We start from the raw sequence: 21,768 nt of genomic DNA on the forward strand, positions 1-21,768 counted from the left end.
GCGCTGAGGCTACGCCGTCTTTTCGAGCACGAGGTCAAGTTCCGCGATCATCGTCTCGCGCATGGCGAACTTCTGCACCTTGCCGGTGACGGTGGTGGGGAAACCCTCCACGAACCTGATGTGGCGTGGAATCTTGTAGTGGGCGATCTGGCCGCGGCAGAAGTCCCGCACCGCCTCGGCCTCCAGCGTCTCGCCGGGCTTGATCACCACCCACGCGCAGAGCTCCTCCCCGAAGCGGGGGTCCGGCACGCCGATCACCTGCACGTCCTGGATCGCCGGGTGGCGGTAGAGGAACTCCTCGATCTCGCGCGGATAGATGTTCTCGCCGCCGCGGATGACCATGTCCTTGATGCGCCCGGTGATGTTGCCGTAGCCCTCGTCGTCGATGACGCCGATGTCGCCCGTGTGCATCCAGCCCGCGGCGTCGATGGCCTCAGCGGTCCGCTCGGCGTCGTCCCAGTAACCCAGCATCACCGAATAGCCGCGGGTGCAGAGTTCGCCCGGCGTCCCGCGCGGCGTGATGCGGCCCTCGGCGTCGACGATCTTCACCTCCAGGTGCGGCTGGATGCGGCCGACGGTGGAGACGCGGCGCTCCAGGCTGTCGTCGCACGACGACTGGAAGCTGACCGGCGAGGTCTCGGTCATGCCGTAGGCGATGGTCACCTCGGGCATGTGCATGCGGTCGATCACCTGGCGCATCACCTCGATCGGGCAGGGCGAGCCCGCCATGCAGCCGGTGCGCAGCGACGAGAGGTCGAAGGCCGCGAAATCCGGGTGGGCCAGGGTGGCGATGAACATGGTGGGCACGCCGTAGAGCGCCTGGCAGCGTTCCTCCGAGACGGCCTGCAGCACCGCCAGCGGGTCGAACGCCTCGGCCGGGTAGACCATCGTCGCGCCGTGGGTGATGCAGCCCAGGTTGCCCATCACCATGCCGAAGCAGTGGTAGAGCGGCACCGGGATGCAGAGCCGGTCGCCGGCCTTCAGGCGCATCGCCTCGGCGACGAAGTGGCCGTTGTTCAGGATGTTGTGGTGGCTGAGCGTCGCGCCCTTCGGGAAGCCGGTGGTGCCGCTGGTGAACTGGATGTTGATCGGGTCGTCGAACTGGAGCACCGGCCCGATTTCGGCCAGCGCCGCGCGGTCGGCGCGCTTGGCGGTGCCGGCGATGTGCGGGAAGCTCTGGCAGCCGCGGTGCGGGTCGTCGCCGATGGTGATCACGGCTTCGACCGTCGGAAGTTTGCCGGCCTCGCGGAGCTGCCGGACCATGGCCAGGTACTCGCTGGTCTTGTGGCGCACGGCGATGACGAGCGCTTTGCAGCCCACCTTGTTGATCGCGTACTCGGCCTCGCTGAGCCGATAGGCCGGATTGATGTTCACCAGGATCAGGCCGGCCTTGGCGGTGGCGAACTGGGTGATGGCCCATTCTGCGCAGTTCGGCGCCCAGACGCCGAGCCGGTCGCCGCGCTCCAGCCCCAGCGCGATCAGCCCGGCGGCGAAGGCGTCCACCTGCTCCCTGAGCTGCGCATAGGTCCAGCGGACGCCCTGGTGGCGCGAGATCAGCGCCAGCGTGTCCGGATACCGGGCGCAGGCATCGTCGAACGCCTGGCCGACCGTCTTGCCGATCAGCGGGCTCGTGCTGGCCCCATGGACGTAGCTCAACCCAGCCATCGCCCGCCTCCCTCGTGTTTTTCTTATCGTTGCGCGACCACCACCGCGTGTCACGAGGTTAGGGCTGTGCGAACTGCCGGAGCCGTTTGATTCAACCACGAACCACACGAACCACACGAACGTCAGCGCACAAGGCGCTCGATCTGCGCTTTGTATGAACCACCGAAGTTCACGAGCAGACCGACCCGGAGATCGGCAGCTTTCAAGTAGTTGATCACCTGCGCGCGATGCTCGGGCGCGATCGCACTTGCCGCCTTCAGTTCAACGAGCACGCAGCCGAAGCAAATGAAGTCAGGAATGTAGACGGCGCGCAGCGCCGTCCCTTTGTAGCTAAGTCCCAGCTTAGGCTGAGCGACGAACGGGATTTCACGCCTGCCGAACTCGATGCCCAGGCTCTCTTGATACGCGGCCTCGAGAAAGCCGACGCCGAGCACGCGGTTCACCTCAAAGATCGCACCCTGCACGGCGAAGACCTCCTCGCGGTGCAGCAATCGTTCGTGTGGTTCGTGTGGTTCGTGGTCCATTTCAGCGAGCTTTCCGAGTTCTCGGCGCGGGAACAATGTATGAACATGTGGACTGGTCTAGGCTCACGCAGGGTCGGCGTGGCAGAGAGGCGTCGTGATGAGCGAGACGTTTCCTGAGATCCGTGAGGCGGTGCGCAGGCTGTGCGCGCGCTTTCCTGGCAGCTATTGGCGCGAGCTGGATCGTGAGCGGGCCTATCCGACCGCGTTCGTGGCTGCGCTGACCGAGGCCGGGTTCCTGTCGGTGCTGATCCCGGAGGAATACGGCGGCTCGGGCCTGGGGCTGGCGGCGGCGACCGCGGTGCTGGAGGAGATCCACCGGTCGGGGTGCAACGGCGGCGCCTGCCATGCCCAGATGTACACCATGGGCACCGTGCTGCGGCACGGGACGCCGGCGCAGAAGGCGGCCTACCTCCCGAAGATCGCCACCGGCGAACTGCGCCTGCAGGCCTTCGGCGTGACCGAGCCGGACGCCGGCACCGATACCACCCGCATCACGACATTCGCGAAGAAGGTGGGCGACAAGTACGTCGTGAATGGCCGGAAGCTGTGGATCAGCCGGGCCGAGCACTCCGACCTGATGGTGCTGCTCTGCCGCACCTCGCCGCGCGACGAGGCCAGGACGTCGGCCGGCATGAGCGTGCTGCTGGTCGACATGCGGGCGGCGCGGGGGAACGGCCTGACCATCACGCCGGTCCGCACCATGCTGAACCACGCCACGACCGAGCTCCTGTTCGAGGACCTGGAGGTCCCGGCCGAAAACCTGGTCGGCGAGGAGGGCAAGGGCTTCAGGTACATCCTGGACGGCATGAACGCCGAGCGGATTCTGATTGCGTCCGAGTGCATCGGCGACGCGAAGTTCTTCATCGACCGGGCCAGCCGGTACGCCAGGGACCGCGTCGTGTTCGGCCGTCCGATCGGCGAGAACCAGGGCGTGCAGTTCCCGATCGCCCGCGCCTATGTGCAGATGACCAGCGCCAGCCTGATGGTCGACCGGGCCGCCGAGCTCTTCGAGGCCGGCCAGCCCTGCGGGACCGAGGCCAACATGGCCAAGCTCACCGCCTCCGAGGCGAGCTGGTACGCGGCCGACATGTGCCTGCAGACGCACGGCGGCTTCGGCTTCGCCGAGGAGTACGACATCGAGCGCAAGTTCCGCGAGACGCGGCTCTACCAGGTGGCGCCCATCTCCACGAACCTGATCCTCAGCCACGTGGCCACCCACGTGCTGGGCCAACCCAAGAGCTTCTGAGCTGGCGCGTCAGCGCCTTTTCGATTTCACCACCAAGGACACCAAGATCACGAAGAGCAGCGGCGCCTAGCCTTGGTGTCCTTGGTGATCTTCGTGGTTCAAAATGACGGCGCCTGCGGCGCGCAGGGAGTGAAGGCGATGGCCTACGAGACGATCAAGGTGACGGAAGCTCAGGCCGGGATCACCGTCATCACCTTCGCGCGGCCCGAGGTGGCCAATGCGCTCTCGACGGCGATGGGGCGCGAGTTGCTGGACGTCTGGAGCAGGCTGCGCAGCGACGCCGACCTGCGGGTCGTGATCCTGGCGGGCGAGGGCAGGCACTTCCAGGCCGGCGCCGACCTCAAGGAACGCAACGGCATGACCGACGAGGCCTGGGCCGAGCAGCACCGGCTGTTCGAGGCCATGATCCGCGCCCAGCTCGCCTGCCCGGTCCCGATCATCGCCGCCGTGCAGGGCGCGGCCATGGGCGGCGGGTGCGAGATGAGCCTCGCCTGCGACTTCACCTACGCCGCCGAGGGGGCGCGGTTCGGCCTGCCGGAAGCGGGCCTGGGCATCATGCCGGGCCTGGGCGGCACGCAGCTCCTGACCCGGGCGGTGGGTGCGCGGCGGGCGCTGGAGATCATGACGACGGCCGCGCCGTTCCCGGCCGAGAAGGCGCTGGAATGGGGCCTGGTCAGCGCGGTGGTTCCGGCCGACGCCCTGACGGAGACCGTGCTCGCGGTCGCGCGCCAGATCGCCAGCCGGGCGCCGCTGTCGGTGCGGGGCCTGAAGCGCGTGGTGCATGGCGGCCAGGACCTGGACCTGAAGCGCGCCATGGACCTGGAGCTGACCGTCTACAACAACCTGTTCACCACCGAGGACCGCCGCGAAGGCGTCGCCAGCTTCAACGAGAAGCGGACGCCCGCCTTCGCAGGGCGCTGAGGGTCAGGCGGCCGCCAGGGCGCGCCGCCGACGCGCCGCCACGCCGAGCGCGCCGAAGCCCAGGATCATCATGGCCCAGGTCGCCGGTTCGGGCACGCCGCCGACGCCCGCGCCGGACAGGATCGCGAAGTCCCAGTTGGACACTTCCTGCAGCGAGTGGGACAGGCCGGTCGCACCCGTGAAGCCGACGTAGACGCTGGGGCCCAGGCTCGCGAGGTTGAAATTGCGGCTGCCGCTGATCAGGACGTCGGTCGCGTAGTTGTAGGCCGTGAAGCTGAAGACGCCCGCGAGATAGGAGATGGTGACGTCCACGACGTCATCCTGATCGCCCAGGTTGAAATTCCCGCGCGAGCCCGCGTTCGCATAGATGTTGCCGTTGGTGAAGATCCGGGCCTGGTTGTTGTCCCAGCTCCGCAGGGCGACGCCGATGTTGAAGGCGAGGCCGTCGGCGCCCACGCCGCCGCCGCCGCCGCCGACCGCGTTCAGGCCGTTGGGATCGTTCTGCAGGATGAAGGTGATGCCGTCGGCCAGCGGGTCGAAGCCCGTATTGGTCAGGGTGAGGGTGAAGCTGGTGGTGAAGCCGTCAGTCGTCAGGAACGGCGTGTCGAGGTAGGCGCTCGACTCATAGCCGATGTTCGACCCGGCATCGTCGGGGTCCGCCAGGTTCGCCCCTGGCGTAAGGGTCAGGACGGACGAGGTGGCCGAGGCCCCATCCCCGTTCAGGACCATGGTGGTGAAGTCGACCACCGCCGCCTGGGCGCTTGCGGCGGACGACAGGAAAAGCGCCGTCGCGAGGACGGCAGGAACAGGCAGCTTCATTGGAACGGACCCCGAAAATGGCTTCGCACAGCGCCGGGAGGGTCCGTGTCTACCGTCCAGCGACGGCCATCATGGGGGAACGCCGCGGGGGCGCAATCCCTGTCGCCTCTCAGGCGAGTCCGGGCGGGCCGGGCGGTCGCTCCACAAGTTGCGGAGGCGCGGGGCCGACTCGGTGTTACCGTCGCCGCCATGAGGATGCCCGCGCCCGACGATGCGACGATCGCCCGCAAGGGCGAGATCGTGCGGGCGCTCAGGCGCATCGTGTCGGGCGAGGGCGTGGTGTCGGAGCCGCCGGCGCTGGTCCCGTTCGAGAGCGACGGGCTTTCGGCCTATCGCCAGCAGCCGATCGCGGTGGTGCTGCCCGAGACGACGGCGCAGGTCTCCGAGGTGCTGCGCTGGTGCCAGGCCAACGGGGTGAAGGTGGTGCCGCGCGGCGCGGGCACGTCGCTGTCGGGCGGGGCGCTGCCGCTGGCCGACGGCGTGGTCCTCGGGCTGTCGAAGTTCAACCGGGTGCTGGAGGTGGACTACGCCAACCGCTGCGCGGTCGTGCAGCCGGGCGTGACCAACCTCGGGATCACCGCGGCCGTGGAGGCGCAGGGCTTCTACTACGCGCCCGATCCGTCCAGTCAGATCGCCTGCACCATCGGCGGCAACGTCGCCGAGAACTCGGGCGGGGTGCATTGCCTGAAGTACGGGCTGACCACCAACAACCTGCTGGGCTGCGAACTGGTGCTGATGAGCGGCGAGGTGGTGCGCCTCGGCGGCAAGGCGATGGACGCCGACGGCTACGACCTGCTGGGGCTGGTGACGGGGTCCGAGGGCCTGCTGGGCGTGGTCACCGAGGTGACGGTCCGCATCCTGCCCAAGCCGCAGGCCGCCAAGGCGCTGCTGCTGGGCTTCCCGTCGGTGGAGGCGGCGGGCGCCTGCGTGGGCGACATCATCGCCGCCGGCGTGATCCCGGCCGGGCTGGAGATGATGGACAACCCGGCGATCCGGGCGGCCGAGGCGTTCGTGGGCGCGGGCTATCCGGTGGACGCCGCGGCGCTGCTGATCTGCGAGCTGGATGGACCGGAGGCCGAGTGCGCCGAGCTGACCGGCCACGTCCGCGCCCTGGCCGCCGACCGGGGCGCGGACTTCGTGAAGGTCTCGCAGAGCGAGGCCGAGCGGCTGTCGTTCTGGGCGGGCCGCAAGGCCGCGTTCCCGGCGGTGGGCCGGATCGCGCCCGACTACTATTGCATGGACGGGACCATCCCCCGGGGACGGCTGCCGCAGGTGCTCACCCGCATCCACGAACTGGCCGCCGAATACGGCCTGGGCGTGGCCAACGTCTTCCACGCCGGCGACGGCAACCTGCACCCCCTGATCCTCTACGACGCCGACAAGCCGGGCGAGCTGGAGCGGGCGGAGGCGTTCGGGGCGGACATCCTGAAGCTGTGCGTGGCGGTGGGCGGGGTGCTGACCGGCGAGCACGGCGTCGGCGTCGAGAAGCGGGACCTGATGGGCGAGATGTTCGATCCCACCGACCTCGCCTGCCAGCAGCGGGTGAAGTGCGCCTTCGATCCCGGCCTGCTGCTCAATCCCGGCAAGGTGTTCCCGACACTGCACCGCTGCGCCGAACTGGGCCGCATGCACGTCCACCGCGGCAAGGTCGCCTTCCCGGAGCTGCCGCGGTTCTGATGCTGGACGAGGCGCTCAAGACCCTGAAGCCGACCTCGCCCGAAGAGGTGCAGGAGATCGTCGCGGAAGCCGGCGCGGCGGCGCGCAGCGTGGCCGTCATCGGCGCGGGCACCAAGCGGTCGATCGGCGGCATGGACCGGGTCGACGCGCTGCTCTCGACGGCGCGCCTCGACCGCATCGTCGACTACGCGCCGGACGAGCTGACGCTGACCGCGCAGCCGGGCGTGCGACTCGCCGACCTGGAGCGGCTGGTCGCGGGCAAGGGCCAGATGCTGGCGTTCGAGCCCCCGGCGTGGACGCGGCTGCTGGGCGCGCGTGGCGAGCCGACGCTGGGCGGGGTGCTGGGCGCGAACCTGTCGGGGCCGCGGCGCATCCGGGCCGGGGCGGCGCGCGACCACTTCCTGGGCTTCGAGGCGGTGTCGGGCCGCGGGGAGGCGTTCAAGGCCGGCGGGCGGGTGGTGAAGAACGTCACCGGCTACGACCTGATGAAGCTGGTGGCCGGCTCGTGGGGCACGCTCGCGGTGCTGACGCAGGCGACGATCAAGGTGCTGCCGGCGCCGCGCACCGAGACGACGCTGCTGCTGTTCGGCCTGCCGGACGTGCGGGCCAGCGAGGCGATGACCGCGGCGCTGAACGGGCCGTACGAGGTTTCGGGCGCCGCGCACCTGCCGTCGTTCGCGGCCAGGGCGCGGCCGCTGAAGGCCGAGATGCCGGTGACGGCGCTCCGGCTCGAGGGCTTCGAGGCCTCGGTCGCGGCGCGGGCCGAGGCGCTGTACGCGGCGTTGAAGGGCTTCGGCCGGATCGACGAACTCGGCGCCGAGCACAGCCGCGACTTCTGGGCCCAGGTCCGCGAGGTCGAGGCGTTCGCGGGCGACCCGCGGCCGCTCTGGCGGCTCTCGCTGCCGCCGGCCTCGGGCTGGAAGGGGCCGCACGCGCTCCCCGGCGATGCGCTCTACGACTGGGGGGGCGGCCAGGCCTGGCTGCTGAGCGAGGAGCCGGCGGCCAAGGTGCGCGGCGTCGTGCGCGGGCTGGGCGGCCATGCGCTCAGGCTGCGCGGCGGCGAGGCGTTCGGGCCGCGGGAAGGTGCGCTGGGCGAGTTGCAGGCCCGCGTGAAGGCGGCGTTCGATCCCCTGGGCGTGCTGAACCCGGGCCGGATGGAGGGCGGCGCATGAGGACCGCCTTCACGCCCGAGCAGCTCGCCGACCCGAAGACCGCCGCCTCGGCCGGCGCGATCCGCAAGTGCGTCCACTGCGGCTTCTGCACCGCGACCTGCCCGACCTACGTCCTCACGGGCGACGAGCGCGACAGCCCGCGCGGGCGGATCGAGCTGATCCGCGAGATGCTGGAGGGCGGCGGCCCGCCCGCGCCCTCGACCGTGACCCACATCGACCGGTGCCTGTCGTGCCTCGCCTGCACGACGACCTGCCCGTCCGGCGTCGACTATGCGCAGTTGATCGACCACGCCCGCGCGTACATCGAGGCCCACCATCGGCGGCCCTGGTTCGAGCGCACGTTGCGGGCGCTGATCCCGGCGATCCTCACCCGTCCGCGGCGGTTGCGGCTCGCGCTGTTCGCGGGGCGGCTGGCGCGGCCGCTGGGGCCGCTGTTCGAGCGGCTGAAGGCGCCGCAGCTCGCGGCGCTGCTGCGGCTCGTGCCTCCGCCCGCGGCGACGCCGCAGGTGTCGCGGGCGGCGCGCGGGCGGGCGAAGGGGCGCGTGGTCCTGTTGCAGGGCTGCGTCGAGCCGGCGATGGCGCCGCAGATCCGCGCCGCGGCGATCCGGCTGATCACGCGGGCCGGCTACGAGGTGGTCCTGGCCGAGGGCGAGGGCTGCTGCGGCGCGATCTCCGAGCACCTGGGGCGCGCCGGGGAGGCCCAGGGCATGGCGCGGGCCAACCTGTCGGCGTGGGCGAAGGCCGGGAAGATCGACGCCATCGTGACGACCGCGGCCGGCTGCGGCACGGCGCTGAAGGCCTACGGCCGGCTGCTGGGCCAGCCCGGCGAGGCGACCGCCGCCAAGGCCAGGGACGTGCTGGAGTTCATCGCCGAGGTGGGCCTGCCCGAGGTGGTGACGGCGCGCCGGCCCAGCGTCGCCTACCATGCGGCCTGCTCGCTGCAGCACGGCCAGCAGATCAAGGCCGCGCCGCCGCGCCTGCTGGCCGAGGCGGGCTACGAGGTGCGGCAGGTCCCCGAGGGCCACCTCTGCTGCGGCTCGGCGGGCGTCTACAACATCCTGCAGAGCGCGTTCGCGACGCAACTGCGCGACCGCAAGGCGGCCAACATCAGGTCCACCGGGGCGACGGTGCTGGCGGCGGGCAACATCGGCTGCATGGCCCAGCTCTCGCCCGTGCTCGACATGCCGGTGGTCCATCCGGTGGAGCTGCTGGACTGGGCGACCGGCGGCCCGCCGCCGCCCGCGCTCACGCCAGCCGGGGCGCGGGTTTCCCCTTGAGGGGAATAGCTCCCACCCGCTGTCATCCCGGTCTTCGCCTGCGCCCAAAACGGGATGACAGCGGTGGGGGATGACACTGGTAGGGTAATGCCCTAGAAGCCGCCGCTTTCCTGCGCGCCGCGTCCGATCCGCGGGCCAGGGTTACGAAGGCAGAGCTCCCATGAAACGTCCGAGCGCCACTAGGCGCGCGCCCACCGGTCCGTCGCAGCGGCAACTCCGTGCAGGCGAACTGGTCCGCCACGCGCTGGTCGACATCTTCCGCGAGGAGGAGATCAACGATCCGGTGCTCAGCGGCGTCTCGGTGACCGTCACCGAGGTGCGGGTGAACCCGGACCTGCGCCACGCCACCGTCTTCGTGGAGCCGCTGGGCGGCGAGCATGCGGACGAGGTGGTCAAGGCGCTGAACAGGCACGCGAAGTTCGTCCGCGGGCATCTCGGGCGGATGATCGACATGCGTTTCACGCCCGACCTGCATTTCCGCCACGACGAGAGCTTCGACGAGGCGGCGCGGATGGCGAAGCTGTTCGATGATCCGCGTGTACGCCAGGACCTCGTGCGCCAGGACCTGACGCCGCAGCCACCATCGGATTCCTGGAAGGACGAGGACTAGCCGTGGCCCGCCGCAAGAAGGGCCAGGCGATCTCGGGCTGGATCAACCTCGACAAGCCCTACGACCTGACCTCGACCCACGCCGTCAGCCGCATCCGCCGCCTGTTCGACGCCCAGAAGGCGGGCCACGCCGGCACGCTGGACCCGCTGGCCACCGGCGTCCTGCCGATCGCGCTGGGCGAGGCGACCAAGACGGTCCCGTTCATGGTCGACGCCGACAAGTCGTATCGGTTCACCATCGCGTGGGGCCGAACGACCGCCACCTACGACCGCGAGGGCGCGACCCTGGCGGAGTCCGATGTGCGTCCGACCATCGCCCAGGTGCAGGCCGTGCTGCCGCGCTTCATCGGCGAGATCGAGCAGGTCCCGCCGGCCTATTCGGCCATCAAGGTGGACGGCGAGCGGGCCTACGACCTCGCCCGCGCCGGCGAGACGGTGGAACTCGCGGCCCGCACGGTGCGGATCATGGACGTCCGCGTGGCCGACGCCGAAGACGCCGACCACGTCACGCTGGAGATGGACTGCGGCAAGGGGACCTACGTCCGCGCCCTGGTCCGCGACATCGCCGCGGCGCTGGGGGCCTGCGGGCATGTGAGCGCGCTTCGCCGCACGCGCGTGGGGGCGTTCACCGAGCAATCGGCGGTCGCACTGGAATTGCTTGAGGATTTGGGCTATGAGGCCCGCCAATCGGAGGCCCTGCTTCCGGTCGAGACGGCACTGGACGACATCCCGGTGCTCGCCGTGACCGACGAAGACGCCTTCCGATTGAAGCAGGGACGATCGATCGTTCTCGTTCCCCGACAGGTGGACGCTGTGAAGGCCAGGCTCAAGCCGGGCTCGCGCACCGTTTCAGCGATGGCGGGGGGATCGATGGTGGCGCTCTGCGAGATGCGTGCGGGACGGCTCGAGCCCTCGCGCGTCTTCAATCTCTAGCCGAGCAGGAGAACCCGATGTCGATCACGGCCGAACGTAAAGCCGAAGTCATCAAGACCCATGCCCGCGGCGACGCGGACACGGGCAGCGCCGAAGTCCAGGTGGCGATCATGTCCGAACGGATCGCGAACCTCACCGAGCACTTCAAGACGCACAAGAAGGACAACCACTCGCGCCGGGGCCTGCTGAAGCTGGTCTCCGCCCGCCGTTCGCTCCTCGACCACCTGAAGAAGTCCGACGTGGCTCGCTATCAGGCGCTCATCGAGAAGCTCGGCCTGCGCCGCTGAGGTTTCCGACGGACTCGGTTTCCCGCCGGGGGACCGGGTCCGTTTCAGTTTGAGGCCGCTCCTCCGTCACAGGCCGGGGGATGGATGCGGCAAAGGGGGCGAGTTCCGTCCCGACACGCCGAGGGCCCGAGGGGTCCTCATAGCCTGTGCCATTGGAGAGGATTCGTAGAGACGATCCCCTGTCCGCGCCCGCCGGGAATACGCCCGCGGGACCAGAAAGAAGCAAAATGTTCGATATCAAACGCAAGACGATCGAGTGGGGCGGCAAGACGCTGACGCTCGAAACCGGCCGCATGGCCCGTCAGGCCGACGGCGCGGTCCTCGCCACCTACGGCGAGACCATGGTCCTGGCGACCGCCGTCTACGCCAAGAGCGCGAAGCCCGGTCAGGACTTCTTCCCGCTCACCGTGAACTACCAGGAGAAGTTCTACGCCGCGGGCAAGATCCCCGGCAGCTTCCCCCGCCGCGAGGGCGCCCCGTCGCAGAAGGAAACCCTCACCAGCCGCCTGATCGACCGCCCGATCCGCCCGCTGTTCGTGAAGGGCTTCAAGAACGAGGTGCAGGTCGTCACCACCGTGCTGGCGCATGACCTCGAGAACGATCCCGACATCGTCGCCATGGTCGCCGCCTCGGCCGCCCTGGTGATCTCGGGCGCGCCCTTCATGGGCCCGATCGGCGCCGCGCGCGTCGGCTTCATCGACGGCGAGTACGTCCTGAACCCGACCCTCGACGAGATGAAGGAGTCCAGGATGGACCTCGTCGTCGCGGGCACGCAGGACGCCGTGATGATGGTGGAGTCCGAGATCCAGGAGCTTTCGGAAGCCGAAGTCCTGGGCGGCGTGACGTTCGCCCACAAGGGCATGCAGGCGGTGATCGACGCGATCATCGAACTGGCCGAGCACTCGGCGAAGGAGCCCTTCGAGTTCGTCGCCGACGACACCGACGCCATCAAGGCCGAGGTGAAGAAGGCCATCGGCAAGGACCTGGCCGCGGCCTACAAGATCGTCGCCAAGATGGAGCGCCACGCCGCCGTCGGCGCGGCCAAGGAGAAGGCCGTCGCGAAGTTCGGCAAGTCGGACGAGAACCCGGCCGGCCTCGCGCCCGACAAGCTGGGCTCGATCTTCAAGGACCTGGAAGCCGACGTCGTGCGTCGCAACATCCTCGACACCGGCGTCCGCATCGACGGCCGCAAGGTCGACGAGGTCCGCCAGATCGTCGCCGAAGTGGGCGTGCTGCCCCGGGCCCACGGCTCGGCGCTGTTCACCCGCGGCGAGACCCAGGCGCTGGTGGTGGCCACGCTCGGCACCGGCGACGACGAACAGCTCATCGACGCCCTCGAGGGCAAGTACTATGAGAAGTTCATGCTGCACTACAATTTCCCCCCCTTCTCGGTGGGGGAAACGGGCCGCATGGGCGCGCCGGGCCGCCGCGAAGTCGGTCACGGCAAGCTGGCGTGGCGGGCTGTCCGCCCGATGCTGCCGGCCTACGACGAGTTCCCCTACACGATCCGCCTGGTCTCCGAGATCTTCGAGTCGAACGGCTCGTCCTCGATGGCCTCGGTCTGCGGCTCCTCGCTGGCCCTGATGGACGCCGGCGTGCCCCTGAAGAAGCCGGTCTCCGGCATCGCCATGGGCCTGATCCTGGAGAAGGACGGCTTCGCGGTCCTGTCGGATATCCTGGGCGACGAGGACCACCTCGGCGACATGGACTTCAAGGTGGCCGGCACGCACGACGGGATCACGTCGCTGCAGATGGACATCAAGATCGCCGGGATCACCGAGGAGATCATGAAGAAGGCCCTCGAGCAGGCGAAGGGCGGCCGTGAGCATATCCTGGGCGAGATGAACAAGGGGCTGGAAGCGCCCCGCGATCACCTCGGCGAGTTCGCGCCGAAGATCGAGACCATCAAGATCGCGGTCGACAAGATCCGCGAAGTGATCGGCTCGGGCGGCAAGGTGATCCGCGAGATCACCGCCGAAACCGGCGCCAAGGTCGACATCGGCGAGGACGGCACGATCAAGATCGCGGCCGCCGACCAGGCGAAGATCGACGCGGCCCGCGACTGGATCAAGTCGATCGCCAGCGAGCCGGAGATCGGCACGATCTACACCGGCAAGGTGGTCAAGATCGTCGACTTCGGCGCCTTCGTGAACTTCTTCGGCGCCAAGGACGGCCTGGTCCACGTGAGCCAGATCGCCGACCGCCGCGTCGAGAAGGTCTCGGACGTGCTGACCGAAGGCCAGTCGGTCAAGGTGAAGCTCCTGGGCTTCGACGACCGCGGCAAGACCCGCCTCTCCATGAAGGTCGTCGACCAGGAGACCGGCGAGGACCTGTCGGCCAAGGCCGAGGAGAAGGCGGACGCCTAGGCGCCGCGGTCATCGGTTGAAATAGAGAAGGGCGGCTCCGGCGACGGGGCCGCCTTTTTCACGTCCATCCATCCCTCGTCATCCCCCGGCTTGTCCGGGGGACCCAGTGGGCTGTGAGTGAGCTGTTCGTCCGCAGCATCGCCACCAGCTCACAGCCCAATGGGTGGCCCGGACAAGCCGGGCCATGACGATCCCTGGGGAACACGCCTGCGTCCCGCCGCCGCACGAGCGGTTGGCATACGCCCTGCAAGCGCAGCCGTAACTGCACCCGCTCGCGTCCCGGAATGGGACGCTTCGCCTGAGGGAATTCCTGCCGTGCTGAAGCCCATCGCCTTTGCCGCCGCCGTCGCCGTCTCGGCCCTGGCGACCACCGCCTCCGCGGCGACCGTCGAACTGCTGACCAACGGCGGCTTCGACGACATCGGGACGGCCACGCCGGAAGGCTGGGGCGGCCTCACCTACTACGCGGGCGGCCCGGCGCTGCTGCCCGGCTGGACCGTGGAGGCCGGCAGCGTCGACCTGACCGACACCTCCAGCGCCTGGGGACCGGCCGGCGGCGGCCAGTATTCGCTCGACATCAACGGCTGGAGCGCCGGCACGATCGCGCAGAGCTTCGCGACGGTGCTGGGCCGCCTCTACACCGTCTCGTTCAACTATTCCCGCAACCCGGCCAACGCGCCCTACACGGCGACCGCCACGGTCTCCGCAGGCGGCCAGAGCCTCGACGTGACCGCCCTGGGCGACGGCGCGTTCGGCGGCCTGGGCTCGATGGCCTGGCAGAGCGGCACGTTCACCTTCGTCGGCACGGGCAATACCGAAACCATCCGCCTGGCGGCCACCATCCCCGGCAACGCGGGCGTGTTCTTCGACAACGTGTCGGTCACGGCCGGCGTGCCGGAACCGTCGACCTGGGCGATCGCCATCATGGGCTTCGGCCTGATGGGCGCGGCGCTGCGCCGCCGCCGGATGGCCGCGGTCCGGATCTAAGAGCTCCAGTCCAGTAGCGTAGCGTAAGCGTAGAGTACGGGGCGGCCGCAGCGATGCGGCCGCCCTTCTCTTTGGGCGCCGCCTCGCGGATCAGCCGCGCAGCTTCCTCAGCAGCACGTCGATGTCGCGGGCGATCACGGGATCCTCGCCCTTGAGCTGCTCGATGCGGCGCACGGCGTGCAGGACGGTCGTGTGGTCGCGCCCGCCGAAGCGGCGGCCGATGTCCGGCAACGAACGGGTGGTGATCTGCTTGGCCAGCCACATGGCCACCTGGCGCGGACGGGCCACGGCGCGGGCGCGGCGCTCGCTGATCAGGTCGGCCTGCTTCAGCGCGTAGTGCTCGGCCACGGTCTTCTGGATCGTGTCGACCGTCACCTTGCGCTCGTTGACGCTCAGGTGGGGCCGCAGGATGGCCTGGGCCTCGTCCAGGCCCAGGCGGGCGATGTCGCCGCCCACGCGGGCCACGAGGGTGTTCAGGGCCCCTTCCAGCTCACGCACGCTGTCGGTGAAGCGGTCGGCGAGGAATTGCAGCACCTCGGCCCGCGCGGCGGGCACGAAGCCCCCCTGCTGGGCGAGCGTGTTCAGCTTGCGCTCCAGGATGCCCAGGCGAAGGCTGCGGTCGGCCGGCTCGATGCCGCAGACCAGGCCCATCTGCAGGTGGCTGCGCAGGCGCGGCTCCATCTCGGAGATCTCGGTCGGCGAGCGGTCGGCGGTCAGCACCACGCGGCGGCCGTCCTCCACCAGGGCGATCAGGGTGTGGAACAGCTCCTCCTGGGTCTGGGTCTTGCCGGCCACGAAGTGGACGTCGTCGATCAAGAGCAGGTCGGCGTTGCGCAGCTCGTCCTTGAACGCCGCCGTCTGGCGGGTCTGGATGGCGTTGACGAACGTCGAGGTGAAGCGCTCGGCCGAGAGGTAGACCACGCGCTTGGAGGGGCCGCCCGTGCGCATGGCTTCCCACGCGAGCGCGTTCAGGAGGTGGGTCTTCCCGAAGCCGTAGGGGCCATGGAAGACGACCGGATTGAAGTGGCCGTCGGCCCAGGAGGCCACGCGGCGCGCCACGGCGAAGGCGAACTCGTTCGCCGGGCCCGACACGAAGGTGTCGAACGTATAGCGCTCCTGCAGGCCCTGCAGGCGGCCCTGGCGCGCGGCGACGGGCGCCACGGCTTCGGCTTCGATCTCGAAAACGGGTGCGGTCATGGTGTGTACGGCCTGGGGGAGAGCCGGATGGGAGGCGTTGGCGGCGGCCGGGGCGGTCAGCGAGGCGCTGTCGACCTCGGTGCGGCACTTCAGGTCGAGCCGGCGGTTCAGCGGGTCGTTCTGCGCCCACAGCTCGCCGATGCGGCGCCACGCATTGTGGCGGATCCAGTCGCGGGCGATGCCGGTGGCGGCGACGACGCAGACCTCGTCGGCGGTCTCGCGCAGGGCCGCATGACCCAGCCACGACCCGAACGTCGCATCACCCAGCTCGCGCTTGAGAACCTGGCACGTCTTGCTCCACACGGCCGTAGCCGGCGCATTGGCCATAGCTCCCGCAGCCCCCCCGCTCGTCATTCCTCGGAACCCCATCACCTTACTTACCCAGAAGCCAGGGCCCCGAACCCCCCGACCAACCCATTTGTTCAGCGCAAACAGATGCTTACTCGGCGAACGCATGTGCTTCGCCGCCGTCCCGGTTTGGCCCCGAGATCAAGAGTGAGAACCTGTAAGAAGGCCGACACTAAAGGGGGACCCCGGGGGGTCAACGGTGATTCTTTTCACCGTCGAGACTTATTTCTGTTGACTCGTAAGGGACCCTTTTCAGTCCAAGGGAAAGGCCGAAAACCCACCTTGGAAGCTGAGCTTTTTGGTCGCAGGCGCCGCACCCCGCAAGGGCTTTCGCCCCCAAAAAAGAAGCGCCCCGGAGGGGGCGCTGCTCTCGAAATTCCTAGAGGTGAAGAAGGGGAACGCGTTCCCCGAAATCGGGCCTCAGGCCGCCGACATCTTCTTCAGCTGGGCCGCGAGGCGCGACACCTTGCGCGAGCCGGTGTTCTTGTGGACGACGCCCTTCGTCACGGCGCGCATCAGCTCGGACTGGGCCTTGATGAAGGCGTCCTTGGCCACGCCGGCGTCGCCGGACGCCACGGCTTCCTCGAACTTGCGCAGGAAGGTGCGCACGCGCGAGCGGCGGGCGGTGTTCACTTCGGTGCGGCGGGCGATCTTGCGGACCGCTTTCTTGGCGCCGGGCGTATTGGCCATTCGGGACTCTTCTTCAAACGGGCAAACCCCGCCGGTTGGCCGGCGGGCGAAATCGGAGGCGCGGATATACTGAAACGGACCCCGGCGGTCAACCGCCGCCGACGCGGGCGCGACAGGTTCCCCGGCCCAGGGGCTACCGGCCCCTGAAGGCGGGCTTCCGCTTGTCGATGAAGGCGGCCATCCCCTCCTTCTGGTCCTCGAAGGCGAAGAGGGAGTGGAACAGGCGCCGCTCCATGCCCACGCCGGTCGAGAGCGTGGTCTCGAAGGCGGCGTTGACCAGCTCCTTGTTCATCATCACCGCCAGCGGCGATTGCGCGGCGATCTTCGCGGCCGCCGCGACAGCTTCGTCGATCAGCTTGTCGGCCGGCACGACGCGGCTGACGAGGCCGGCGCGCTCGGCCTCGGCAGCGTCCATCATCCGGGCGGTCAGCACCATGTCCATGGCCTTGGCCTTGCCCACGGCGCGGGGCAGGCGCTGGGTGCCGCCGATGCCGGGCATGACGCCCAGGTTGATCTCGGGCTGGCCGAACTTGGCGGTCTCGGCGGCGATGATGAAGTCGCACAGCATGGCCAGCTCGCAGCCGCCGCCGAGCGCGAAGCCCGCGACTGCGGCGATGATCGGCTTGCGGAAACGCTCCACGCGCTGGCCCGCGGCGCCGAAGAAGTTCGAGCGGAACATCTCGGCGTAGGACTTGTCGGACATCTCCTTGATGTCGGCGCCGGCGGCGAAGGCGCGTTCCGAGCCGGTCAGCACCACGCAACGCACGCCGTCGTCGGCCTCGGCCTCGTCCAGCGCCTGGGAGAGCTCGGCCAGCAGCTCGCTGTTCAGCGCGTTCAGCGCCTGCGGCCGGTTCAGCCGGATCAGGGTGACGCCCTCGCTGGGGCTTTCGACGATCAGGGTTTCGTAGGCCATGTGCGCTCCCGGGGTGCTGCGCCGACCGCTTACGGCCCCGTGACCGAATAGCCAAGGGCGCGCAGGCGGGCCGGCAGCCCTTCCGGCCCGATCAGGTGGCCGACGCCGACCACGACGACGGTGCGGCCCTGGCCCTTGAGGCGGGCGTCGAGCTGGCGCGTCCAGTCGGCGTTGCGCTGGACGACCAGGCGGTCGAAGACCCCGGGCGAGGCGCGGCGCAGCGGGGCCAGCGCCTCCCGCTCCAGGCCCTTCACGTCGGCGGCCATCCAGGCGCGGACCAGCTTCATGTAGGCCTCGGGGTCGCGGTCCATCTCCTGCAGCGTCTGGCGCAGGGAGGCGATCTGGTCGCGGAGCGGCGCGCCGTCGATGAGGCCGAGCTGACGGGCCGGGGTCTCCAGCGCCTTGCGCCGGACGGCGGGGGGCGTGGTGGCGCTGAGCGTGGCCTCGACGCCGTTGGACGTGTCGGCGCCGGCCCGGCGGTAGGCCGCGGCCGCGAGGGTGACCTCGGCGAGCCAGGGCTCCAGGCGGTCCAGCGTGAGCCTGTCGACCCCGTAGGCGTCGGCGACCTTGATCAGCAGGGCCGCGTCCTTCGGCGGGAGCAGCCTGAAGATCGACTGGCCGGGGGGCAGGACGCCCCGCGTCGCGGCGATCAGCGAGATTTCGCGGTCGGCCTCGGGGCCGATGGGCAGCTCGAACCAGAGGTCGTCGGCCTTGCCGAGCGCCGCCTCGAGCGCGGCGGGCTTCCAGGCGAGGCCGGGCGGCAGCACGTGGACCGAGCCGAACAGGACAAGCTCGGAGTCCTTGTCCCTGACCACCCAGACGGGCGGCTCGGCGAAGGCGGGCGTGGCCAGCGCGAAGGCGGCGGCGAGGCCGGCGAGCCGCGCCCTCACGCCTGGCAGACCGGGCAGTGGAAGGTGGAGCGCCCGGCCTGGACCTGGCGGCCGATCACGCCCTTGCAGCCGGCGTTGCGGCAGGGCTGGCCCTCGCGGTCGTAGGTGCGGAAGCGGTGCTGGAAGTAGCCCAGCGCGCCGTCGGCCTGGGCGAAGTCGCGCAGGGTGGAGCCGCCGGCCTCGATCGCCTCGGCCAGCACCGCCTTGATCTCCGGAACCAGCGCTTCGAGCCTGGCGGGCCTGATCTTCCCGGCCGGCTTGAAGGGCGAGATGCGGGCGCGGTTCAGCGCCTCGCAGACGTAGATGTTGCCGAGCCCCGCCACGACGCGCTGGTCCAGCAGGAGGGTCTTCGGCCCCTGCTTGCGGCCCTTGAATGCGGCCTTCAGGTGGGCGGCGTCGAAGGCGTCCGAGAGCGGCTCGGGGCCGAGGCCCGCGAACCAGGGGTGGAGGTCGAAGGTCGCGGTGTTGACCAGGGCCATGTAGCCGAAGCGGCGGGGGTCGTAATAGGTGACGCGGTTCCCGGCCTCGGTCTCGAAGACGATGTGCGCGTGCTTCGGGTCCGGATCGGGCGCGTAGTGGAACTGGCCGGGGCGGCTGGAGCCTTCCGGTCGAGCGATCTCGAAGCGTCCGCTCATGCCGAGGTGCATGACCAGCGTGTCTTCGCGGTCGAGGCGGGCCAGCAGGTACTTCGCGCGGCGCTCCAGCCTGACGACCGTCGCGCCGGTCAGCGTCTGGACGAAATTGGGCGGCAGCGGGAAGCGCAGGTCGGGGCGGCGGGCTTCGACCCGGGCGAGCCGGTGGCCCTCGAGCACTGGGACCAGGCCGCCGCGCACGGTCTCGACTTCCGGAAGTTCAGGCATCGCCGACCCGCTTGGCACGCCTTCGCTGGCGCGCCAAGGGGTTGGACGCTAGAACCCCGGCCATGACGGGACCTTCCGCCACCTTCGGCTTCCGCGATGTCGACGCTTCCGAGAAGGCGGGCCTCGTCCGGGGCGTCTTCGACCGCGTGGCCCGGCGCTACGACCTGATGAACGACCTGATGAGCGCGGGCGTCCATCGGCTCTGGAAGGACGCGACGGCCTCGCGCCTCAACCCCCAGCCCGGCGAGGTCATCGTCGACTGCGCGGGCGGCACGGGCGACATGGCCCGGCGGTTCGCCAAGCTGGCGCGGCGCGCGCAGGAACGCCGGGGCGGCGACGACGCGCAGGTCTTCGTGGTCGACTACAACGCCGAGATGATCGCCGCCGGCATCGAGCGCGGCGGGGCGCCCGAGATCTGCTGGGCCGTGGGCGACGCCCAGCGCCTGCCCCTGCCCGACGCGACCGCCGACGCCTATGTGATCAGCTTCGGCATCCGCAACGTGACCGACATCTCCGCGGCCCTGCGAGAGGCGCGCCGCGTGCTGAAGCCGGGCGGGCGGTTCCTGTGCCTGGAGTTCTCGCGGCCGGTCACCGAGGCGCTCAGGGCCGCCTACGACGCCTATTCGTTCAGGGTGATCCCCGAGATCGGCGCGCGCGTGGCCAACGACCGCGAGAGCTACCAGTACCTCGTCGAGAGCATCCGGCGGTTCCCCGACCAGAAGGCGTTCGCCGCCCTGATCGCGGGCGCGGGCTTCAGCCAGGTGGCGTGGACCAACTACTCCGGCGGGGTGGCGGCGCTGCACACCGCGCGGGCCATCTGAGCCGCCGGTGGCGTCGCTCGGGGCCTATTTCCGGCTGATCGGGGCCGGATGGACGCTGGTCCGCAACGACGCCCTGCTGCCGCGCGAGCTGGACGGCTTCTATTCCCCGGCGGTGCGGGCGCTCGCCAACACCCTGCGGATCTTCGCCGGCCGCCGCGACGGGCGGCCGGGCGAGCGGCTGGCGCGCGCGCTCCAGGGCCTGGGCCCGGTGGCGATCAAGCTGGGGCAGTTCCTGTCCACGCGGGCCGACATCTTCGGGCGCACCTTCGCCGAGGACATGGGCCACCTGAAGGACCGCCTGCCGCCGTTCCCGGCCGCGCAGGCCCGCGCAGCGATCGCCGAGGGGCTGGGCCGGCCGATCGAGGCGCTGTTCGCCGGCATGAGCGAGCCGGTCGCCGCCGCCTCGCTGGCCCAGGCGCACGACGCGACCCTGCTGGACGGCCGCCGCGTGGCGGTGAAGGTGCTGCGGCCCGGGATCGAGCGGCGGGTGGCGGCGGACTCGGCGGTGCTGGCGCTCGCCGCGCGGCTGATGGCGCGCTGGGCTGCGCCGCTCAGGCGCCTGGAGCCGGTCAGGTTCGCCGACACTGTGATCCGCGCGACCGAGCTGGAGCTGGACCTGCGGCTGGAGGCGGCGGGCGCCGACGAGCTGGCCGAGATCATGGCCCGGGACGGCTACATGGCCGCGCCGCGGGTCGTGTGGCCGGGGGTCGGCAAGCGCGTGCTCACCATGGAGTGGGCGCAAGGGCTGCCGCTCAGCGACGACGCGGCGCTGGACCAGCCCGGCCTCGACCGGCCGGCGCTGGCCGACAACCTGACCCGGGCCTTCCTGGCCCAGGCGCTGGACCACGGGGTGTTCCACGCCGACCTGCACGAAGGGAACCTGTTCGCCGCCGCGCCCGCCCGCCTCTTCGCGGTGGACTTCGGGATCGTCGGCCGGCTCGGCCCCGCCGAGCGGCGCTACCTCGCCGAGATCCTGTGGGGCTTCCTGAACCGCGACTACCGGCGCGTCGCCCAGGTCCACTTCGACGCCGGCTATGTGCCGTCGCACCACAGCGTCGAGGCGTTCGCCCAGGCGCTGCGGGCGGTGGGCGAGCCGGTGTTCGGGCGCACCGCCGACGCGGTGGCCATGAGCCGGGTGCTGACCCAGCTCTTCGAGATCACCGCCCTCTACGACATGCACCTGCGCCCCGAGCTGGTGCTGCTCCAGAAGACCATGGTCACCGTCGAGGGCGTCGCCCGCCGCATCGACCCGGACCACAACATCTGGGCCGCCGCCGAGCCGGTGGTCCGCCGCTGGATCGCCCGCGAACTGTCGCCGGTCAGCCGCGTGAAGGAACTGGCCGGCCAGGCCGAGAGCGCCATCCGCAACCTCGCCCGCCTGACCCAGCCGCAGCCGGTGGCGGCCGTCGAGCCCGAGAAGGCCCGCTTCGGCATCGTCCAGTTCCTCCTGGGCGCGCTCGTCGGCGCCGCGGCCTTCATGGCCGGCCGGCTGCTGTGAGGGCCTTCCCTTCCCGCTCGCGGGAAGGGGGGACCATCCGCCGAAGAGCGGATGGTGGGAAGGGAGAG

The 21,768-nt window shown here is 70.3% G+C and carries 20 protein-coding genes; 12 read left to right on the plus strand and 8 right to left on the minus strand.

From position 1 onward, the window contains the following. Positions 1 to 9: 9 nt before the first annotated feature. Both KF737_RS09105 and KF737_RS09110 read right to left on the minus strand, forming a co-directional pair. The gene (locus KF737_RS09105; protein ID WP_296453366.1) at positions 10 to 1,665 is read right to left on the minus strand and encodes an AMP-binding protein; all 1,656 of its coding nucleotides are present in this window, start codon (positions 1,663 to 1,665) and stop codon (positions 10 to 12) included. A 122-nt stretch (positions 1,666 to 1,787) separates the two neighbouring features. Next, the gene (locus KF737_RS09110) at positions 1,788 to 2,189 is read right to left on the minus strand and encodes a GxxExxY protein (RefSeq protein WP_296453370.1); all 402 of its coding nucleotides are present in this window, start codon (positions 2,187 to 2,189) and stop codon (positions 1,788 to 1,790) included. Between the two features lie 97 nt (positions 2,190 to 2,286). On the opposite strand from KF737_RS09110, the gene KF737_RS09115 reads away from it, so the two are divergent. Further along, complete coding sequence (locus tag KF737_RS09115; protein WP_296453373.1) at positions 2,287 to 3,435, plus strand: acyl-CoA dehydrogenase family protein; 1,149 nt, start codon at positions 2,287 to 2,289, stop codon at positions 3,433 to 3,435. 138 nt (positions 3,436 to 3,573) lie between these two features. After that, positions 3,574 to 4,356: an enoyl-CoA hydratase-related protein gene (locus KF737_RS09120; RefSeq protein WP_296453377.1), complete on the plus strand. Its 783-nt coding sequence runs from the start codon at positions 3,574 to 3,576 to the stop codon at positions 4,354 to 4,356. A gap of 3 nt (positions 4,357 to 4,359) precedes the next feature. On the opposite strand, the gene KF737_RS09125 is transcribed toward KF737_RS09120, so the two are convergent. After that, positions 4,360 to 5,175 (minus strand): PEPxxWA-CTERM sorting domain-containing protein, encoded by an 816-nt coding sequence (locus tag KF737_RS09125; RefSeq protein ID WP_296453380.1) that lies wholly within the window; start codon positions 5,173 to 5,175, stop codon positions 4,360 to 4,362. A 189-nt stretch (positions 5,176 to 5,364) separates the two neighbouring features. On the opposite strand from KF737_RS09125, the gene KF737_RS09130 reads away from it, so the two are divergent. The 8 genes from KF737_RS09130 (at position 5,365) to KF737_RS09165 (ending at position 14,483) form a co-directional block, all read left to right on the plus strand. Continuing rightward, the gene (locus KF737_RS09130; protein WP_296453384.1) at positions 5,365 to 6,852 is read left to right on the plus strand and encodes an FAD-linked oxidase C-terminal domain-containing protein; all 1,488 of its coding nucleotides are present in this window, start codon (positions 5,365 to 5,367) and stop codon (positions 6,850 to 6,852) included. Beyond that, positions 6,852 to 8,024, plus strand: coding sequence for an FAD-binding protein (locus KF737_RS09135; protein ID WP_296453387.1), 1,173 nt, complete (start codon positions 6,852 to 6,854; stop codon positions 8,022 to 8,024). Before KF737_RS09130 ends, KF737_RS09135 begins: the two co-directional genes overlap by 1 nt. Beyond that, on the plus strand, positions 8,021 to 9,301 hold the full coding sequence (glcF, locus tag KF737_RS09140) for a glycolate oxidase subunit GlcF (RefSeq protein ID WP_296453390.1): 1,281 nt from the start codon (positions 8,021 to 8,023) through the stop codon (positions 9,299 to 9,301). The genes KF737_RS09135 and glcF overlap by 4 nt, the downstream gene beginning before the upstream one ends. Positions 9,302 to 9,461: 160 nt before the next feature. Beyond that, positions 9,462 to 9,911, plus strand: coding sequence for a 30S ribosome-binding factor RbfA (rbfA, locus tag KF737_RS09145; protein WP_296453393.1), 450 nt, complete (start codon positions 9,462 to 9,464; stop codon positions 9,909 to 9,911). Between the two features lie 2 nt (positions 9,912 to 9,913). Then, the gene (gene truB, locus KF737_RS09150) at positions 9,914 to 10,843 is read left to right on the plus strand and encodes a tRNA pseudouridine(55) synthase TruB (RefSeq protein ID WP_296453396.1); all 930 of its coding nucleotides are present in this window, start codon (positions 9,914 to 9,916) and stop codon (positions 10,841 to 10,843) included. Between the two features lie 17 nt (positions 10,844 to 10,860). Then, entirely contained in the window at positions 10,861 to 11,130 is a 270-nt protein-coding gene (gene rpsO / locus KF737_RS09155) for a 30S ribosomal protein S15 (RefSeq protein WP_296453399.1), read from the plus strand. A 227-nt stretch (positions 11,131 to 11,357) separates the two neighbouring features. Continuing rightward, on the plus strand, positions 11,358 to 13,496 hold the full coding sequence (gene pnp, locus KF737_RS09160) for a polyribonucleotide nucleotidyltransferase (RefSeq protein WP_296453402.1): 2,139 nt from the start codon (positions 11,358 to 11,360) through the stop codon (positions 13,494 to 13,496). A gap of 315 nt (positions 13,497 to 13,811) precedes the next feature. Beyond that, the gene (locus KF737_RS09165) at positions 13,812 to 14,483 is read left to right on the plus strand and encodes a PEPxxWA-CTERM sorting domain-containing protein (protein WP_296453405.1); all 672 of its coding nucleotides are present in this window, start codon (positions 13,812 to 13,814) and stop codon (positions 14,481 to 14,483) included. A 90-nt stretch (positions 14,484 to 14,573) separates the two neighbouring features. Here the strand turns inward: KF737_RS09165 and dnaA are convergent, their stop codons facing one another. The 5 genes from dnaA to mutM form a co-directional block, all read right to left on the minus strand. Then, entirely contained in the window at positions 14,574 to 16,049 is a 1,476-nt protein-coding gene (dnaA, locus tag KF737_RS09170; RefSeq protein ID WP_296453408.1) for a chromosomal replication initiator protein DnaA, read from the minus strand. Between the two features lie 399 nt (positions 16,050 to 16,448). Further along, a complete protein-coding gene (gene rpsT / locus KF737_RS09175; RefSeq protein ID WP_296453412.1) occupies positions 16,449 to 16,718 on the minus strand; it encodes a 30S ribosomal protein S20 in 270 nt (89 codons plus the stop codon). A gap of 133 nt (positions 16,719 to 16,851) precedes the next feature. After that, the gene (locus KF737_RS09180; RefSeq protein ID WP_296453414.1) at positions 16,852 to 17,631 is read right to left on the minus strand and encodes an enoyl-CoA hydratase; all 780 of its coding nucleotides are present in this window, start codon (positions 17,629 to 17,631) and stop codon (positions 16,852 to 16,854) included. A gap of 29 nt (positions 17,632 to 17,660) precedes the next feature. After that, the gene (locus tag KF737_RS09185) at positions 17,661 to 18,521 is read right to left on the minus strand and encodes a TraB/GumN family protein (RefSeq protein WP_296453418.1); all 861 of its coding nucleotides are present in this window, start codon (positions 18,519 to 18,521) and stop codon (positions 17,661 to 17,663) included. Next, on the minus strand, positions 18,518 to 19,381 hold the full coding sequence (mutM, locus tag KF737_RS09190; RefSeq protein WP_296453420.1) for a bifunctional DNA-formamidopyrimidine glycosylase/DNA-(apurinic or apyrimidinic site) lyase: 864 nt from the start codon (positions 19,379 to 19,381) through the stop codon (positions 18,518 to 18,520). The genes KF737_RS09185 and mutM overlap by 4 nt, the downstream gene beginning before the upstream one ends. 62 nt (positions 19,382 to 19,443) lie before the next feature. Between mutM and KF737_RS09195 the strand changes: the two genes are divergently transcribed. Next, complete coding sequence (locus tag KF737_RS09195; protein WP_296453424.1) at positions 19,444 to 20,202, plus strand: class I SAM-dependent methyltransferase; 759 nt, start codon at positions 19,444 to 19,446, stop codon at positions 20,200 to 20,202. A 7-nt stretch (positions 20,203 to 20,209) separates the two neighbouring features. Further along, positions 20,210 to 21,700 carry a 2-polyprenylphenol 6-hydroxylase gene (gene ubiB / locus KF737_RS09200; RefSeq protein WP_296453426.1) on the plus strand — a complete coding sequence of 497 codons (1,491 nt, stop codon included), beginning with the start codon at positions 20,210 to 20,212 and terminating at the stop codon, positions 21,698 to 21,700. The last annotated feature ends 68 nt before the right edge of the window (positions 21,701 to 21,768 follow it).

The sequence above is a fragment of the Phenylobacterium sp. genome (assembly GCF_019636135.1).
Classification (GTDB): Bacteria; Pseudomonadota; Alphaproteobacteria; order Caulobacterales; family Caulobacteraceae; genus Phenylobacterium.

What these genes read in the sequence shown, in the direction of transcription:
- KF737_RS09105 (WP_296453366.1), bottom strand. Translation starts at nt 1,665, where the DNA reads ATGGCTGGGTTGAGCTACGTCCATGGGGCCAGCACGAGCCCGCTGATC.
- KF737_RS09110 (WP_296453370.1), bottom strand. Translation starts at nt 2,189, where the DNA reads ATGGACCACGAACCACACGAACCACACGAACGATTGCTGCACCGCGAG.
- KF737_RS09115 (WP_296453373.1), top strand. Translation starts at nt 2,287, where the DNA reads ATGAGCGAGACGTTTCCTGAGATCCGTGAGGCGGTGCGCAGGCTGTGC.
- KF737_RS09120 (WP_296453377.1), top strand. Translation starts at nt 3,574, where the DNA reads ATGGCCTACGAGACGATCAAGGTGACGGAAGCTCAGGCCGGGATCACC.
- KF737_RS09125 (WP_296453380.1), bottom strand. Translation starts at nt 5,175, where the DNA reads ATGAAGCTGCCTGTTCCTGCCGTCCTCGCGACGGCGCTTTTCCTGTCG.
- KF737_RS09130 (WP_296453384.1), top strand. Translation starts at nt 5,365, where the DNA reads ATGAGGATGCCCGCGCCCGACGATGCGACGATCGCCCGCAAGGGCGAG.
- KF737_RS09135 (WP_296453387.1), top strand. Translation starts at nt 6,852, where the DNA reads ATGCTGGACGAGGCGCTCAAGACCCTGAAGCCGACCTCGCCCGAAGAG.
- glcF (WP_296453390.1), top strand. Translation starts at nt 8,021, where the DNA reads ATGAGGACCGCCTTCACGCCCGAGCAGCTCGCCGACCCGAAGACCGCC.
- rbfA (WP_296453393.1), top strand. Translation starts at nt 9,462, where the DNA reads ATGAAACGTCCGAGCGCCACTAGGCGCGCGCCCACCGGTCCGTCGCAG.
- rpsO (WP_296453399.1), top strand. Translation starts at nt 10,861, where the DNA reads ATGTCGATCACGGCCGAACGTAAAGCCGAAGTCATCAAGACCCATGCC.
- pnp (WP_296453402.1), top strand. Translation starts at nt 11,358, where the DNA reads ATGTTCGATATCAAACGCAAGACGATCGAGTGGGGCGGCAAGACGCTG.
- dnaA (WP_296453408.1), bottom strand. Translation starts at nt 16,049, where the DNA reads ATGGGGTTCCGAGGAATGACGAGCGGGGGGGCTGCGGGAGCTATGGCC.
- rpsT (WP_296453412.1), bottom strand. Translation starts at nt 16,718, where the DNA reads ATGGCCAATACGCCCGGCGCCAAGAAAGCGGTCCGCAAGATCGCCCGC.
- KF737_RS09180 (WP_296453414.1), bottom strand. Translation starts at nt 17,631, where the DNA reads ATGGCCTACGAAACCCTGATCGTCGAAAGCCCCAGCGAGGGCGTCACC.
- mutM (WP_296453420.1), bottom strand. Translation starts at nt 19,381, where the DNA reads ATGCCTGAACTTCCGGAAGTCGAGACCGTGCGCGGCGGCCTGGTCCCA.
- KF737_RS09195 (WP_296453424.1), top strand. Translation starts at nt 19,444, where the DNA reads ATGACGGGACCTTCCGCCACCTTCGGCTTCCGCGATGTCGACGCTTCC.